Raw genomic sequence first — 15,878 nt, forward strand, 5'->3', positions numbered from 1 at the left:
GATTGCCTGTTCGGACGCTCAAACGTACCTACGAGTTGCCAGCGCCTCAGTAGTAAGCTCGCGCCGCTTGCTGTCGGTACTAGGCCCCCATGCGCTGGGGAAGACGTAGGGGAGGCCATGCGCTTTCGCGGGAAGTCCATCCGCCGGAAGATCGTGGTGCTGCTGTTGGTGCCGCTGGTCTCCCTGCTGTCCATCTGGGGCTTCGCGACGTACATCACCGCCTCCGAGGCGAACAGCCTGCTGCGGCTGGACGAGGTGACCCACAAGATCGGCGAACCGGCCGAGGACGCGACCGCGGCGCTCCAGCGGGAGCGCCGGGAGATCATGGTCCGGGTCGCCGATCCCGACGGGTCGAGCGGGCTGACGAAGCTGCGCAAGCTTCAGCGCGCCACCGACCGGAAGTTCGCCGTGGTGCGCCGCAACGCCGACGACAGCAGCCTGCGCTCCGACCTCGGCGACGACTCCGAGGCGCGGCTGGACGACTTCCTCGAAGCCGCGGAGGGGTTGAAGGCGCTGCGTTCCCGTGTCGAGCGGAACACCATCACCCGGGGCGGCGCCTTCCAGGCGTACAACGAACTCGTGGATTCCGCCTACGCGCTGGTCAACTCGCTCAGCGCCGTCGACGACATCGACCTGGAGAAGCAGGGCCGTGCCCTCATCGGCGTGAACCGCGCCAGTGAGTACCTCTCCCGGGAGGACGCCCTGATGGCCGCCGCCTACGCCGCCGGCCAGTTCACCCGCGGGGACCAGCGCGCGCTCTCCGACCGTGTCGCCGAGCGCAACATCTCCTACGAGACCAACCTGCCCGCACTGCCCGCCGAGGACCGGCAGCTGTTCGAGAACTACTGGAACGGCAGCGACGGACGCACCCTGCGCAGCTATGAGGACGCCGTCATCGCCGCCGGGCCGCGCACCACCGAGGGGCCGGTCGGCGAGGAACGCTGGCGCTCGGCCATCACCACCGCCCTCGACGACCTGCACAAGATGGGCAAGCAGGCCCATCAGCGGTACCACGAGCGCGTCGACCCCGTCGCCACCCGGGTGCTCATACAGGCCGCAGCCGCGGGCGTGCTCGGCTTCCTGGCGGTACTCGCCTCCCTCGTCATCTCCATCCGGGTCGGCCGCAGCCTCGTCCGCGACCTGAACACGCTGCGCAAGGAGGCCAACGAGTCGGCGGACGTGCGGCTGCCCAGCGTGATGCGCCGGCTCGCCGCGGGCGACAAGGTCGACGTCGACACCGAGTCGCCCCGTCTGGAGTACCCCTCCGACGAGATGGGCCAGGTCGGCCAAGCCCTCGACACCCTTCAGCGGGCCGCCGTCGAAGCCGCCGTCAAACAGGCCGACATGCGCCGCGGCGTCTCCGAGGTCTTCGTCAACCTCGCCCGTCGTAACCAGGTGCTGCTGCACCGCCAGCTCACCCTCCTCGACGTCATGGAGCGCCGTACCGAGGACGCGGACGAACTCGCCGACCTGTTCAAGCTCGACCACCTCACCACCCGGATGCGCCGCCACGCGGAGGGGCTGGTCATCCTCTCCGGCGCCGCGCCCTCCCGGCAGTGGCGCAAGCCCGTCCAGCTGATGGACGTCGTACGGGCCGCCGTCGCCGAGGTCGAGGACTACGAGCGGATCGAGGTGCGCAGGCTGCCCAGGCTCGCCGTCGACGGCAGCGCGGTCGCCGACCTGACCCATCTGATAGCCGAACTCCTGGAGAACGCCACGGTCTTCTCCCCGCCGCACACCGCGGTGCAGGTGCTGGGGGAGCGCGTGGCCAACGGCTTCACCCTGGAGATCCACGACCGCGGCCTGGGCATGACGGCCGACGCGATGCTCGATGCCAACCTGCGGCTGGCCGAGACACCCGAGTTCGAACTGTCCGACACCGATCGGCTCGGCCTGTTCGTCGTCTCCCGGCTCGCCCAGCGCCAGGGCGTCCGCGTCTCGCTCCAGCCCTCGCCCTACGGCGGCACCACCGCCGTCGTGCTCATCCCCGGTGCCGTCCTGACCGAGACCCCGGGCAGGGACGACGACCGGCGCGCGCCCGGCCGCACCGCCCTGGAGGCGGGGGAGCCCGGTCGGCCGCTGGACGGGCCCGTGGAGCTGGAGGCACCGGTGGAGGAGGAGGCCACCACCCACCGGGAGAGGCGCGGCAGCCCTCACAGGCGCGAGCGCGGTACCACGTCCGCCTCGGTCGCCCCGGCGGGCGAGCAGCACCACCAGACGCGGGACGAGGCACCGCCCGCCGGCCGCGCGGACGACGCCCGCGCCGAGCCGGGCACCGGCTCCGGGTCCGGCGCCGGGAGCGGGTCGGCCCCCGGCGGACCGACACCGCTGCCCCGTAGGCGGCCCGGCGCTCCGGTGCTGGTCTCCGACAACGGGCGCACCGTCGACCCCGATCACCAGGCCCCCGGTGACCGCCCGAGCGGCAGCGGCCCCGCGCCGTTGCCCCGCCGCAAGAAGCCCCGTACGGACGCACGCACCGAGGCGGAGCCCGGTGCCGGGCCGGAGGGCGCCGCCGATGCCGCCCCGGGGCACGAAGCCGCCACCGGAGCGGCACGGCCCGACCCGGTGCCGGACCGCGGTGGCGGCCTGCCGCGCCGGGTGCGCCAGGCCAACCTCGCGCCGCAACTCAAGGCGGACGCGCCGACGGTCGACACCCGCATGCCGCAGTCACGGACGGGCACCCAGGACTCCAGCTCGCCGGATGTCGCCGATCGCGACGCCGACGAAGTGCGCAGCAAGATGGCCTCCCTCCAGCGCGGCTGGGAACGCGGCAGACGCGAGAGCGAACAGCCGCACGAGTCGGGGGAGTCAGCACCAGGAACAACACCGGGAGGGGACGGTCGATGACCGCACCGAACGCCGCATCGCACAACGCTGGAAGCGGCGAGCTCAACTGGCTCCTCGACGAGCTGGTCCAGCGCGTCGGGAGCATCCGCAAGGCGCTCGTACTCTCCGGGGACGGCCTCGCCAGGGGCGCCTCGGAGGGACTCACCCGCGAGGACAGCGAGCACCTCGCAGCCGTCGCCTCCGGGTTCCACAGCCTCGCCAAGGGCGTCGGCCGCCACTTCGGGGCCGGGGGTGTACGGCAGACCGTGGTGGAACTGGAAGAAGCGTTTCTCTTCGTGACCGCGGCAGGGGACGGCAGCTGCCTGGCCGTCCTCGCCGACGCCGACGCCGATGTCGGCCAGGTCGCCTACGAGATGACGCTCCTGGTCAAGCGCGTCGGGGCGCATCTGGGCACACCGACGCGCAGCACACCGGCCGGGGGCGACCCCGCCGGGGCCAACTGATCGCACGACGGGGTACGACAGGTCGAGAGGACGAGGGAGCGAGAGGGCGGGGCTGGCCATGACGAACCACTGGTTCGATGACGCGGCGGGACCCGTGGTGCGGCCGTACGCGATGACCCGTGGCCGCACCCGCAGCGGTGCCGAGGGCGCACAGCTCGACCTCATCGCCCTCGTCGTCGCCGAGGACCTGGGCGCGGCGGAGCCGGAACCCGGCTCCGCCGCCGGGGGCGAGCTCCCGCCGCACCAGGAGGACAAGCTCCTGGCCGACCACTCGCTCGTGCCCGAGCACCTCGACATCGTCGCGCTCTGCCGCCGCTCCCCGCTCTCGGTGGCGGACGTCGCCGCGGAGCTCGACCTTCCCGTGGGGGTGGTGCGCGTTCTGATCGGCGACCTGGTGGAAGCCGAACTGGTGCGCGTCACCCGCCCCGTCCCTCCGGCGGAGCTGCCGGACGAGAGCATCCTCAGAGAGGTGATCAATGGTCTTCGGGCGCTCTAAGCGAGGCGACAGGCCGGCCCCTGCCGAACCGGTCACGCTGAAGATCCTGGTGGCCGGCGGCTTCGGTGTCGGCAAGACCACCCTGGTGGGGGCGGTCAGCGAGATCAGACCGCTGCGCACCGAGGAGGTGCTGACCGAGGCCAGCCGTCCCGTGGACAGCATCGCGGGCGTGGAGGCCAAATCCACGACCACCGTCGCCATGGACTTCGGCCGCATCACCATCAACGACGGACTGGTGCTGTATCTGTTCGGCACCCCGGGCCAGGACCGGTTCTGGTTCCTGTGGGACGAACTGGCCACGGGAGCGCTCGGTGCCGTGGTGCTCGCGGACACCAGGCGACTGGAGAACAGCTTCGCCGCGATCGACTACTTCGAGCGGCGCGGCATTCCCTTCACCGTGGCGGTCAACTGCTTCGACGACGCCGAGCGCTATCCCGTCGAGACCGTCCGCGAGGCGCTCGATCTCGACGGGGGCATTCCGGTCCTGCTGTGCGACGCGCGGCAGCGCGAGTCCGCGCGGGACGTGCTCATCTCGGTGGTCGAGCACGCCATGCACACCGCTGAGCGGGCGCCTGCCGACAGGTGACGGGGCGCCCGCTTCCGCCTCGGTGCTGCCGGCTCAGTCCGACTTCTCCCACCCGAAACTGCGTTCGACCGCCTTGTGCCAGTTGGCGTACTCGCGGTCGCGTTCCTCCGCGCTCATCGACGGGGTCCACTCGGCGTCCCGCTTCCAGTGGGCACGCAGCTCGTCCAGGTCGGACCAGACTCCGGTGGCCAGGCCGGCGGCGTACGCGGCACCCAGACACGTCGTCTCGGCGACCACGGGACGGATCACCGGTACGCCGAGCACATCGGCCTGGTGCTGCATCAGCAGGCTGTTCGCCGTCATACCGCCGTCCACCTTCAGCGTGGTGATCTCCACCCCGCTGTCCTGGTACATCGCGTCGACGACCTCGCGGGTCTGCCAGCTGGTCGCCTCCAGCACGGCGCGGGCCAGATGCGCCTTGGTCACATACCGGGTCAGTCCGGCGATGACACCGCGTGCGTCCGAACGCCAGTACGGCGCGAAGAGCCCGGAGAACGCGGGCACGATATAGGCCCCGCCGTTGTCCTCCACACTGGCGGCCAGCGCCTCGATCTCCGAGGCATCGTTGATGAAGCCCAGCTGGTCGCGGAACCACTGCACCAGCGCGCCGGTGATGGCGATCGAGCCCTCCAGGCAGTAGACGGGCGCCTCGTCGCCCAGCCGGTAGCCCATCGTGGTCACCAGCCCGTGCTTGCTGGGCACGGGCCGGTTGCCGGTGTTCAGCAGCAGGAAGGAGCCGGTGCCGTAGGTGTTCTTGGCCTCACCGACCCCGTAGCACGTCTGGCCGAAGACGGCTGCCTGCTGGTCACCGAGCGCCGAGGCCACCGGCACACCCGCGAGCTGCCCGACTGCCGTGCCGTACACCTCCGAGGAGGACCTGATCTCCGGCAGCACGGCGGCGGGCACGTTCATCGCGTCCAGCACCGACTGGTCCCACTCCTGCGCCTCCAGGTTCATCAGCATGGTGCGCGAGGCATTGGTGACGTCGGTGACGTGCCGGCCGCCGTCGGTGCCGCCGGTCAGGTTCCAGATCAGCCAGGAGTCGATGGTGCCGAACGCGATCTCGCCGTTGACCGCGCGCTCCCGCAGCCCGGGTACGTTGTCCAGCAGCCAGGCCACCTTGGGACCGGCGAAATAGCTGGCCAATGGCAGGCCCGTGCGGTCCCGGAAGCGGTCCTGGCCCACCTCGCCGCCCAGCTCCGTGCAGAGCGCCGAGGTGCGGGTGTCCTGCCAGACGATGGCGTTGTGCACCGGTTGGCCCGTCGCCCGGTCCCACAGCACCGTCGTCTCACGCTGGTTGGTGATACCGATGGCGCTGAGCTGGTCGGCCCGCAGCCCCGCCCGCTCCAACGCGCCGCCGACCACGGCCTGGACCTTGGTCCAGATCTCGTCGGCGTCATGCTCGACCCAGCCGGGTTTCGGGAAGATCTGGCGATGCTCCTGCTGGTCGACGGCGACGATCCCGCCCTGCTGGTCGAAGACGATGCAGCGGCTGGAGGTGGTGCCCTGGTCGATGGCAGCGACGTACTTGTCCGTCATGGTTTGACGACCCCTCGATAGGTGCGTTCGGACGTCACGATCAGAATGCGGCCTTGCGGAGCAGCACGCCGAAGCCCCGCCGATCGGAGCACGAAGGCCCCGCCGATCGGCGGCTCCACCCGGCACGACGGCGGCGTCCGCGATGAGCGTGACGGCAGTGTTCAGCCCAGCTGAGAGGCAGTCAAGGCCGGGCGCACAACCGGACGCTCGCACCTCCAGTGCGACGCTCCTGTCGCGACTGTCACCGGGGTGTCACCAGATCCTCACGTCCCCGTACGTCCCGCCGATCATGCGAACCGCCCCCGGGGGACCGGCGTCCACACACAACGAGAACGGTGGCACGGGACCGACGGGGGTGGCCCCGAGCCACCGTTCTCCCCTTTTCTGCTTTTCTCCTTCTCCTCGTCTCCGGTCTTCTCCGGCCTTCTCCTCTTCTCCGGTTCCCGGTTCTCGCGGCCCGGTCCCGGCCTCTCCCGTACAGCGCCGGTCTCTCGCACGGGCGGCTCGTTCTCTGGTGGAAGAGAGGGAACCCCTGATAGAGGAGAGGGGCATGAGACGCATCCGCACCGCATCCCGAGCCCCGCTCGCCGCAGCCGCCGTCCTCCTCGCGCTCGTCGTCGCCCCCGCCCCCGCGGCCCAGGCGGCATCCCCGGCGGCCCGGGCGGCATCCGGGCAGGGCCACGAGTCCAAGGCGCCCGAGGAATTCGTCGCGCTCCGCGACGTCGCCCCGACCATCCGGCAGGACATCCGCTACTTCACCGAGCACAACTTCGTCGGCGAGCGCATCGACGGCTACCGCCGGCCGATGTGCATCGTCACCGAGGACACCGCCAAGGCGCTCGCCAGGGCCCAGCGATCCCTCCTGAGGCGGGGGTACACCCTCAAGGTCTACGACTGCTACCGCCCGCAGCGCGCCGTCGACCACTTCGTACGCTGGGCCAAGGACCTGGACGACGAGAAGATGAAGCCCGAGTTCTACCCCCGCGTCGAGAAGAACCGGCTCTTCGAGGACGGCTACATCGCGGAGAAGTCCGGGCACAGCCGTGGCAGTACCGTCGACATCACCGTCGTCGAGCTGCCCGCCAAGCCCACCCGCCCTTACCGCCCCGGCGAGCCGCTGGTGCCGTGCCACGCACCCCAGGACGAGCGGTTCCCGGACAACTCCGTGGACATGGGCACCGGCTTCGACTGCTTCGACACCCTCTCGCACACCGACGATCCCCGTATCACCGAGGAGCAGCGTGCCAACCGACAGCTGCTGAAGACCACACTGGAGCGGCAGGGCTTCACCAACCTTCCCGAGGAGTGGTGGCACTTCACCCACAAGCCGGAGACCTTCCCGGACACCTACTTCGACTTCCCCGTCTCCCGCCACTCGCTGACCCCGCGCCGCTGACCCCGCCCCGTTGAGGCCGCGCTCCTGAGGCCGCGCGGCGAGCCCGTCCGCCGCCGAGGCCGCCCGCCACTGGAGCCACCGGGCGAAAGCCCGCATGTGGCTCCAGTGGCCGTGCCTTTGGCGCTAGGTTGAGTCGACAGGTCGAGCAGGCCGAGCCGCCGCCACCCGTACCATCCGCACCACAGCCACCAGCCCAGCCACACCAGTCGACCAGGGGAGTCAGCCATGACGGACCGCATCGGGCGGGCGCAGCAGCTCGCGAGCCAGATCGACACCACGGTCCCGCACTCCGCGCGGATCTGGAACTACCTCCTCGGCGGCAAGGACCACTACGCCGTCGACCGCGAAGCAGGCGACAAGGTCTGCGAGGTCTTCCCCGGGATGGTCGACATAACCCGCCATTCACGCGCCTTCATCGGCCGCGTCGTACGCCATCTCGCGGGTGAGGCGGGCATCCGGCAGTTCCTCGACATCGGCACCGGCCTGCCCACCGTCGACAACACGCACGAGATCGCCCAGCGGGTGGCACCGGAGTGCCGCATCGTCTACGTCGACAACGACCCGCTCGTCCTCGCACACGCCCAGGCCCTGCTCACCAGCACCCCCGAGGGCGCGACCAGCTATCTGCACGCGGACGTACGCGACCCGGCGCGCATCCTCGCGGAGGCCGCCGAGACCCTCGACTTCGGCCAGCCCGTCGGACTGATGCTGATGGGGGTGCTCGGTCTGGTCGGCGACCACGACGAGGCCCGTGCCGTGACCCGCGAACTGCTGGACGCGCTGCCGCCCGGGAGCTACCTCGGCTTCAACGACGGCAGCACCACGGACCCCGCCTACGTCGAGGCCATCCGCCGGTTCAACCAGCGCAGCGGTGCCGTGCCCTACACCCCGCGCACCCCGGAGCAGATGGCGGCCTTCTTCGAGGGGCTGGAGCTGCTGGAGCCCGGCATCGTCTCCATCCCGCACTGGCGCCCCGAGGCGCTCCCGTTCGGCGAACCGCCCGAGGTCGCCGCCTACGGGGGAGTCGGCCGCAAGAACTGACCGGCGGCGCGCCCGCCGGGCCCGGCTCAGCGGCCAGGACCAGCGGTCCGGTCCCGGCGGGCCGGCGGGTCGACGGGCTGCCGCACCCGCACCCGGTACCCCACCGCGCCACCACCGTCCCGCTCCACCACCACGGAACCGTCGTCGGCCCCGCGGACCGGGAACCGCTCCGCGGCCGGCCGCTCCCACCCCTCACCCGGGTCGGGGATCAGCAGCCCGCCCCCGGTACGCCCCGGCGCCGGCGGCCACACCTCCAGCTCCGGCTGCCTGTCGGCGCCCCGAACCGGTACCGCGGAGCCCGCACGCGCCAGCACCGGCAACCGCCCCAGCGGCGCCGCCACCCGCACCGTCGCCGGACCCTGGTGGCCGTGTCCGGTACGAGTGTCGTACCAGCGGCCCGCCGGCAGCCGCACCGGACGCGACCGCACCCCGGGCTCCAGCACCGGCGCGACAAGCAGCGCGTCACCCAGCAGGAACGCGTCCTCGCAGTCCCGCAGCGCCCGGTCCCGCGGATGCTGCCACCACACCGGCCGCACATAGGGGGCACCCGTCCGGTGCGCCAGCTGAGCCAGCGTCATCAGATACGGCAGCAGCCGCTCCCGCTCCGCCAGGGCGGCGCGGGCATGCTCCAGCACCTCCTCGCCGAACTCCCACGGCGCGCCGGGCCCGGGCGCGTGCGCGCGGGTGTGCGTGCGGAACAGCGGCAGGTACGCCGCCAACTGGAGCCACCGCAGATACAGCTCGGCAGAGGGGCGCCCGCTGCGACCGCCCACATCCGGCCCCGCGTACGGCACCCCGCACAGCCCCAGGCCCAGCACCAGCGACAGCGTGGCCCGCAGCCCCGCCCAGCCGGTCTCCAGCTCGGCGCCGCCGCTGCCGCCGTACCGCTGCATCCCCGCCCACCCCGCGCGGGAGAGCACGAACGGACGCTCACCGGGCCGCAGCTCCCGCAGCCCCGCGTAGCCGGCCTCGGCCATCGTCAGCGCGTAGACGTTGTGCCCCTCGCGGTGGTCCCCGCCCCGGCCCTCCAGCGCATGCCGCGCCGAGCGCGGCAGCGTGCGGTCGCCGAACGCGCACAGTGACAGCGGCTCGTCCCCGGTGTGCCACACCCCGGCGAAGCCCTGCTCCAGCGGTTCCGCGTACAGCGCGCCCCACCACTTGCGTGCCCGCCGATCGGTGAAGTCGGGAAAGACCACGTCACCGCGGGTCCCACCGCCCAGCACCGTGCGCTCCCGCGTGTCCCGTACGAACAGGTCGGCCGCACTGCCGCTGTCGTACACCGGGCGGCCCGGCTCCGCCCGCACCCCCGGCTCCACCCCCGACACCAACCGCACCCCGGCCTCCCGCATCCGGCCCACCAGTGGCGGCAGCGCCGGGAAACCGGCCGCGTCCCCCGTACGGCCGGGATCCGGCAGACAAGCGGATTCCAGATGCAGTGCGCTCAACGGCAGGCCGTGCTCACGGTGGCCGTCCACCACCCGCCGCACCTCCGACTCCCCGTCGGCCCCCCGGCGCAGATGCTGGTGGCCCAGCGCCCAGCGTGGCGGCACGGCAGGAGCGCCGGTCAGCGCGGCCCAGCCGTGCAGCACCCGGGAGGGCGCGCCCGCCACCACCCAGTACCGCATCGGACCGCCGCTCAACCGCACCTCGCACCGCGCGGGCCGGTCGTGGCCCGAGCCCCGCCCCTCCGCGCCGTCGCGAACGGTCACCGAACCGTCCCAGGAGTTGTCGTGGAAGACGAGCAGCGTGCCGGCGTCCGCCACGCTCACCAGCACCGGCATGGTGACCGACAGCGGATCGGCACCCGGACCGACCGGACCCGCCGCGGTGTTCCACAGCCGATAGGCGCCTGCCCGCAGCCGGGGCCCCACGGCCCTGCCGCCCAGCCCGAAGAACCGAGCGTCCGGCGGGAGTTCCGATCGCTGCATCCACCGCGGCCCGGCCCCGGCCTCCGGCCCCTCCGCACCACCCGCGGGGCCCTCGGCCGCAACCGCGGTCGCGCCCTCCCACCAGCGGGGCGGCTGGTCCCTGCGCAGCAGCGCGCCGCCCGGGGTCCGCATCTCGACGGCCCCGCGCCGGGAGACCGCCAGCAACATCCGCTCCGAGACCACCCGCCAGCCGCCGTCCTTGTCCGGCTCCAGCCGGGCCCGCGGATCGGCCTCGGGCCCCGCGCCCGCCAGCGCGTACGACGGCTCCGGCAGGGCACCGTCCCACCCCAGGAACACCGCGCCGCCCACCGTCACCCGCACTTCCAGCACCGAGCGCGCGAACCGTACCCTCCCACCCCCGGGCCCCGGCTCCGCACCCGCCGCCTCACCCGGCGTACGGGCCCGCTCCGCGCGCTGCCGGGGCAGCCCGACCGCGTCCGCCCGCCGTCTGCGCCACGCCGCACGCAGCGCCCGCGCCCGCATCCCCTGCCCCAAACCGACAACCGTCACCGACCGCACCAGGCCCCGCCCGTCCATGCTGCTCAGCCTGCCACCGGCGACCGTCCACGTCAGGGCTGTTCAACGGCCGTTCACCCGGCGGTCACCCCATCGGTTGGGGGCCGCGCACACTCCTCACAGCCGTGATGTGTGACTCCTGCCCTGGCACAACGAATGATCACATGGCATCGTCCCGCGCGAAGGGACGCGACGACGCGTACAGGACGCCAGGGAGCCGCCATGACCGCAGCGCACAGCGACAGGACCGCCCACACCTCGCAACCTTCCCAGTCCTCGCACCCCGAGGCGCTGTGGCGGCCCGACCCCGGCGACTTCCCCGCGGCCCGCATCACCCGCTTCCAGGACTGGGCGGCCCGCCACCACGGAGCCCCGGCCCCCGACCCGGCCGACCCCGTCGCCTCGTACGCCGCGCTGCACCGCTGGTCCACCGAGCAGCTGTCGACTTTCTGGGGCGCCTTCGCCGAATGGGCCGGCATCCGCTTCAGCACCCCGTACGAGACCGTTCTCGCCGACGCGCGGATGCCCGGCGCCCGCTGGTTCCCCGGCGCCACCCTCAACTACGCCGAGCACGCACTGCGCCCGGCCGACGACCCGGCACGCGCCGCCGGACCCGCCCTCCTGCACGTCGACGAGACGCACGAGCCCACCCCCGTCAGCTGGAGGGAACTGCGCGCCCAGGTCGCCTCCCTCGCCCAGGAGCTGCGCCGCCTCGGCGTCCGCCCCGGCGACCGCGTCAGCGGCTATCTGCCCAACATCCCGCAGGCCGCCGTCGCACTGCTGGCGACCGCGGCCGTCGGCGGCGTATGGACCTCCTGCGCACCCGACTTCGGGGCCCGCAGTGTCCTGGACCGCTTCCAGCAGGTCGAGCCCGTCGTCCTGTTCACCGTCGACGGCTACCGCTACGGGGGCAAGGAGCACGACCGCCGCGAGACCGTCGCCGAACTCCGCGCCTCCCTGCCCACCCTCCGCGCCGTCGTCCATGTACCACTGCTGAACACCCCCGCACCCGAAGGTGCGCTGGAGTGGGCGGACCTGACCACGCTGGACGCCGAACCCCACTACGAACAGGTGCCCTTCGACCACCCGCTGTGGGTCCTGTACTCCTCCGGCACCACAGGACTGCCCAAGGCCATCGTCCAGTCCCAGGGCGGCATCCTGGTCGAACACCTCAAACAGCTCACCCTGCACAACGACATGGGCCCCGGCGACCGCTTCTTCTGGTTCACCTCCACCGGCTGGATGATGTGGAACCTGCTGGTCTCCGGCCTGCTGACCGGCGCCACGGTCGTGACCTACGACGGCAGCCCCGGCTACCCCGACACGGCAGCGCAGTGGCGCGTCGTCGAACGCACCGGTACGACGATCTACGGCACCTCCGCCGCCTACGTCATGGCCTGCCGCAAGGCCGACGTCCACCCGGGCCGCGACTTCGACCTCAGCCGGGTGAAGTGCGTCGCCACCACCGGCTCCCCGCTGCCGCCCGACGGATTCCGCTGGATCCACGACGAGGTCTCGCCCGACATGTGGATCGCCTCCGTCAGCGGCGGCACCGACGTGTGCAGCTGCTTCGCCGGCGCCGTGCCCACACTCCCCGTCCACACGGGCGAACTCCAAGCCCCGTCCCTGGCCACCGACCTCGCCGCCTGGGACCCGCACGGCCGGCCACTGGTGGACGAGGTCGGCGAACTGGTCGTCACCCAGCCCATGCCCTCCATGCCCGTCCACTTCTGGAACGACCCCGACGGCTCCCGCTACCACGACAGCTACTTCGACATGTATCCCGGCGTCTGGCGGCACGGCGACTGGATCACCCTCACCAGCCGCAACACCGTCGTCATCCACGGCCGCTCCGACTCCACCCTCAACCGCCAAGGCGTCCGGATGGGCTCCGCCGACATCTACGAGGCGGTCGAGCGCCTTCCCGAGATCCGCGAATCCCTCGTCATCGGCGTCGAACAACCCGACGGCGGCTACTGGATGCCGCTCTTCGTCCACCTCGCTGAAGGCGCCGTCCTCGACGACGCACTGCGCGACCGCGTCAAGCAGACCATCCGGCACAGCCTCTCGCCCCGCCACGTGCCCGACGAGATCATCGAGATCCCCGCCGTGCCGCACACCCTCACCGGCAAGCGCCTGGAAGTACCCGTCAAACGGCTCCTCCAGGGCACCGCCATGGAGAAGGCCGTCAACCCCGGCTCCGTCGACGACGCCGAACTCCTCCGCTTCTACGCGAAGATCGCCCGCGAACGCAGCTCCTGACACCCCCGTACGCCCTGACCCCCGGCACGCCATGAGGGCCGCCCCGCAGCAGCGGAGCGGCCCTCACCGCTTCAGTGGACCGGCCGGATCACTCCCCGGACAGCACCGCCTGCGCCGCGGCACGCGCGTCCGGACCGCTGTCGGCCGCCCGTGCGGCAGCTGCCGCACGCTCGCACTGGGCCAGCGTGTGCTTCGCGAGCTGCGCCCTGACGAACGGGATCGCCGAGGCACCCATCGACAGGCTCGTCACACCCAGCCCCGCCAGCACACACGCCAGCAGCGGGTCGGAGGCCGCCTCGCCGCAGACGCCGCAGCTCTTGCCCTCCGCCTGCGCGGCCTCCGCCGAGATCGCCACCAGGTCCAGCAGCGCCGGCTGCCAGGGGTCCTGCAGCCGGGAGACGGCCCCGACCTGCCGGTCTGCGGCGAAGGTGTACTGCGCCAGATCGTTGGTGCCCAACGACAGGAACTCCACCTCCTGCAGCACCGAACGCGCCCGCAGCGCAGCCGACGGGATCTCCACCATCGCGCCGAACTTGGCGCTCAGCCCCGCCTCCCGGCAGGCGTCGGCGAACGCCCGCGCGTCCGTCCTGTCCGCCACCATCGGCGCCATGACCTCGAGGTAGACCGGCAGCCCCTCGGCGGCCTTCGCCAGCGCCCGCAGCTGCCCCTGCAGCACCTCGGGATGGTCCAGCAGCGTCCGCAGCCCACGCACACCCAGCGCGGGGTTCGGCTCGTCGGCGGGGGTCAGGAAGCTCAGCGGCTTGTCGGCGCCCGCGTCCAGCACGCGCACCACGACCCGCCCCTCGGGGAACGCCTCCAGAACCTGCCGGTACGCCTCGACCTGCTTCTCCTCCGACGGCGCCCGCTCGCTGTCGTCCAGGAACAGGAACTCCGTACGGAACAGCCCCACGCCCTCCGCGCCGGCCTCCACAGCAGCCGGCACATCACCGGGACCGCCCACATTGGCCAGTAGCGGCACCTTGTGCCCGTCCGAAGTCGCCCCCGGGCCGTTGGCCGCCTCCACGGCCGCCTTCCGTTCCTCGGCGGCCCGCGTCAGCTCCTCCCGCTCCGCGTCCGTCGGGTTCACCATGACCTCGCCGGTGCTGCCGTCCACCGCGACGACCGTGCCCTCGGCCAGCTCACCCGCGCCCGGCAGCGCCACCACGGCAGGCACACCCAGCGCCCGCGCGAGGATCGCGCTGTGGCTGGTCGGCCCGCCCTCCTCGGTCACGAACCCCAGCACCAGCGCCGGGTCGAGCAGGGCCGTGTCAGCCGGCGCCAGATCCCGCGCGATCAGGACGTACGGCCGGTCGCTGTCCGGCACGCCCGGCATCGGGACGCCCAGCAGCCGGGCGACGATACGGTTCCGCACATCGTCCAGGTCCGCCACCCGGCCCGCCAGGTAGTCGCCCGCCTGGGCCAGCAGCGCACGATAGGCGGCGAACGCGTCGTAGACCGCGCGTTCAGCAGTACTGCCCACGGTGATCCGCCGCTCCACGTCGGCCATCAGCTCGGGGTCCTGGGCCATCATGGCCTGTGCCTCCAGGACGGCCTGCGCCTCGCCGCCGGCGAGATTTCCCCGGGCGACCAGGTCGGCGGCGACGGCCTCCACGGCCTGCCGCGCCCGCTGCTGCTCACGCGGCGCCTCATCGGCGGCGATCTGCTTGGCCGGGGGCTCCAGCACGGCCGTGCCCATGTGCCGCGCCTCGCCGATCGCCACCCCGTGGCTCACGCCCACGCCTCGAAGCGTTGTGTCCATCTCACCCGTCTCCGCTCGGCGGCGGCCTCAGACCACCGCAGTCGTTTCTGCCCGGCCCGCGCACGCGCAGGAGGGGACTCCCGGTGACGCGTGGAGGATGACAAGGGAAAGGGGCCGGGCCCGTACGTCAGCTCCAGCCGAAGAGCGCCTGTCCGCGCTCGACGTCACCGTCCTCCAGCACGTCACCGAGCGCTTCAGCGGTGGCCTCCAGGGCGATGACCGGAGAGATGGGGGACTTCCCCTTCTCCTCCACGGCCGCCGGGTCCCAGCGCACCACGGGCTGCCCACGGGTGACGGTGTCCCCCTTGGCGGCCAGCAGCTCGAATCCCTCCCCGTTCAGCTGCACGGTGTCGATCCCCAGATGCGTGAGCACCCCGTGCCCCTCGGAGTCCACCACCACGAACGCGTGCGGGTGCAGCGAGACGACGATTCCGTCGACGGGAGCCACGGCCTCCGTGCGCTCCCGCACGGGGTCGACGGCTGTACCGGGGCCCACCATCGCACCGGAGAACACCGGATCCGGTACGGCGGCCAAGCCGATGGCGCGTCCGGTCAGCGGGGACGACACGGTGGTCATGGGACCTCCCAGGGGCGGAGTCTCGATCAGCCGCCGTCGCTACCTGTCCAGGACGGCGCACCGTGCAGAAGCGTAAGTCATAGGAACAGCTGATTCCGCAAGAGGCGCGACCGCACCGCTACCCGGCGTCGCACCTCGTCGGCGCAGTGTTGCGACGGTCCGAGTGCGGGCGGCCGGCTGCCGCTGCGCAGAACCGATTTGCCTCTGCTGCGCGGGCCGCTGTACCGTCGTATGCCTGCCGGGCACCGAGGGTGTCGGCAGCACCTCCCAAGACCTACCGATTTCGGTTTGCGATCCGTCGCGCTTCGCCGCGGAACGGTTTCGGACCACCGAAATCACGGTGGTAGGCTTGGGAAGGAGCAAAGGGCAAACGTCCGGAGAAACCGGTGAGATGGTTTCGAAGGAAGCGTCCGTTCCTTGAGAACTCAACAGCGTGCCAAAAGTCAACGCCAGATATGTTGATACCCCGGCCTGTCGACGAGTGTCGA

At 72.1% G+C, this 15,878-nt stretch carries 11 protein-coding genes; 7 read left to right on the forward strand and 4 right to left on the reverse strand.

Annotated features, from left to right (window positions below; genetic code table 11):
• Window positions 1-117 precede the first annotated feature (117 nt).
• From KBY19_RS16270 to KBY19_RS16285, 4 genes are read left to right on the forward strand one after another with little or no spacing between them, the layout of a single operon-like run.
• Complete coding sequence (locus KBY19_RS16270) at window positions 118-2,847, forward strand: nitrate- and nitrite sensing domain-containing protein (RefSeq protein WP_099878412.1); 2,730 nt, start codon at window positions 118-120, stop codon at window positions 2,845-2,847.
• Complete coding sequence (locus tag KBY19_RS16275) at window positions 2,844-3,290, forward strand: roadblock/LC7 domain-containing protein (protein ID WP_099878410.1); 447 nt, start codon at window positions 2,844-2,846, stop codon at window positions 3,288-3,290. Before KBY19_RS16270 ends, KBY19_RS16275 begins: the two co-directional genes overlap by 4 nt.
• Before the next feature lie 58 nt (window positions 3,291-3,348).
• Window positions 3,349-3,786: a DUF742 domain-containing protein gene (locus KBY19_RS16280; protein ID WP_099878408.1), complete on the forward strand. Its 438-nt coding sequence runs from the start codon at window positions 3,349-3,351 to the stop codon at window positions 3,784-3,786.
• Window positions 3,767-4,372: an ATP/GTP-binding protein gene (locus KBY19_RS16285; RefSeq protein WP_099878405.1), complete on the forward strand. Its 606-nt coding sequence runs from the start codon at window positions 3,767-3,769 to the stop codon at window positions 4,370-4,372. Before KBY19_RS16280 ends, KBY19_RS16285 begins: the two co-directional genes overlap by 20 nt.
• A gap of 33 nt (window positions 4,373-4,405) precedes the next feature.
• Here the strand turns inward: KBY19_RS16285 and glpK are convergent, their stop codons facing one another.
• Window positions 4,406-5,911 (reverse strand): glycerol kinase GlpK, encoded by a 1,506-nt coding sequence (glpK, locus tag KBY19_RS16290; RefSeq protein ID WP_099878404.1) that lies wholly within the window; start codon window positions 5,909-5,911, stop codon window positions 4,406-4,408.
• A gap of 550 nt (window positions 5,912-6,461) precedes the next feature.
• Between glpK and KBY19_RS16295 the strand changes: the two genes are divergently transcribed.
• Both KBY19_RS16295 and KBY19_RS16300 read left to right on the forward strand, forming a co-directional pair.
• Window positions 6,462-7,307 carry a M15 family metallopeptidase gene (locus KBY19_RS16295; protein ID WP_210966007.1) on the forward strand — a complete coding sequence of 282 codons (846 nt, stop codon included), beginning with the start codon at window positions 6,462-6,464 and terminating at the stop codon, window positions 7,305-7,307.
• A gap of 225 nt (window positions 7,308-7,532) precedes the next feature.
• Window positions 7,533-8,348 carry an SAM-dependent methyltransferase gene (locus tag KBY19_RS16300; RefSeq protein ID WP_099878399.1) on the forward strand — a complete coding sequence of 272 codons (816 nt, stop codon included), beginning with the start codon at window positions 7,533-7,535 and terminating at the stop codon, window positions 8,346-8,348.
• Between the two features lie 26 nt (window positions 8,349-8,374).
• Here KBY19_RS16300 and KBY19_RS16305 read toward each other — a convergent pair whose 3' ends face one another.
• Window positions 8,375-10,813, reverse strand: coding sequence for a glycoside hydrolase family 31 protein (locus KBY19_RS16305; protein ID WP_210966009.1), 2,439 nt, complete (start codon window positions 10,811-10,813; stop codon window positions 8,375-8,377).
• A 201-nt stretch (window positions 10,814-11,014) separates the two neighbouring features.
• On the opposite strand from KBY19_RS16305, the gene KBY19_RS16310 reads away from it, so the two are divergent.
• Window positions 11,015-13,054 carry an acetoacetate--CoA ligase gene (locus KBY19_RS16310; RefSeq protein ID WP_185016241.1) on the forward strand — a complete coding sequence of 680 codons (2,040 nt, stop codon included), beginning with the start codon at window positions 11,015-11,017 and terminating at the stop codon, window positions 13,052-13,054.
• An 88-nt stretch (window positions 13,055-13,142) separates the two neighbouring features.
• Here the strand turns inward: KBY19_RS16310 and ptsP are convergent, their stop codons facing one another.
• Complete coding sequence (gene ptsP / locus KBY19_RS16315; RefSeq protein ID WP_099878391.1) at window positions 13,143-14,813, reverse strand: phosphoenolpyruvate--protein phosphotransferase; 1,671 nt, start codon at window positions 14,811-14,813, stop codon at window positions 13,143-13,145.
• A gap of 127 nt (window positions 14,814-14,940) precedes the next feature.
• Window positions 14,941-15,390, reverse strand: a complete 450-nt coding sequence (locus KBY19_RS16320) for a PTS glucose transporter subunit IIA (protein WP_099878389.1) — start codon at window positions 15,388-15,390, stop codon at window positions 14,941-14,943.
• Window positions 15,391-15,878: the final 488 nt, after the last annotated feature.

The sequence above is a fragment of the Streptomyces sp. B15 genome, assembly GCF_018070605.1.
GTDB lineage: Bacteria > Actinomycetota > Actinomycetes > Streptomycetales > Streptomycetaceae > Streptomyces > Streptomyces smyrnaeus.

Excerpts from the sequence above, each read along its gene's own strand:
- KBY19_RS16270 (WP_099878412.1), top strand. The coding sequence starts at position 118 with ATGCGCTTTCGCGGGAAGTCCATCCGCCGGAAGATCGTGGTGCTGCTG.
- KBY19_RS16275 (WP_099878410.1), top strand. The coding sequence starts at position 2,844 with ATGACCGCACCGAACGCCGCATCGCACAACGCTGGAAGCGGCGAGCTC.
- KBY19_RS16280 (WP_099878408.1), top strand. The coding sequence starts at position 3,349 with ATGACGAACCACTGGTTCGATGACGCGGCGGGACCCGTGGTGCGGCCG.
- KBY19_RS16285 (WP_099878405.1), top strand. The coding sequence starts at position 3,767 with ATGGTCTTCGGGCGCTCTAAGCGAGGCGACAGGCCGGCCCCTGCCGAA.
- glpK (WP_099878404.1), bottom strand. The coding sequence starts at position 5,911 with ATGACGGACAAGTACGTCGCTGCCATCGACCAGGGCACCACCTCCAGC.
- KBY19_RS16295 (WP_210966007.1), top strand. The coding sequence starts at position 6,462 with ATGAGACGCATCCGCACCGCATCCCGAGCCCCGCTCGCCGCAGCCGCC.
- KBY19_RS16300 (WP_099878399.1), top strand. The coding sequence starts at position 7,533 with ATGACGGACCGCATCGGGCGGGCGCAGCAGCTCGCGAGCCAGATCGAC.
- KBY19_RS16305 (WP_210966009.1), bottom strand. The coding sequence starts at position 10,813 with ATGGACGGGCGGGGCCTGGTGCGGTCGGTGACGGTTGTCGGTTTGGGG.
- KBY19_RS16310 (WP_185016241.1), top strand. The coding sequence starts at position 11,015 with ATGACCGCAGCGCACAGCGACAGGACCGCCCACACCTCGCAACCTTCC.
- ptsP (WP_099878391.1), bottom strand. The coding sequence starts at position 14,813 with ATGGACACAACGCTTCGAGGCGTGGGCGTGAGCCACGGGGTGGCGATC.
- KBY19_RS16320 (WP_099878389.1), bottom strand. The coding sequence starts at position 15,390 with ATGACCACCGTGTCGTCCCCGCTGACCGGACGCGCCATCGGCTTGGCC.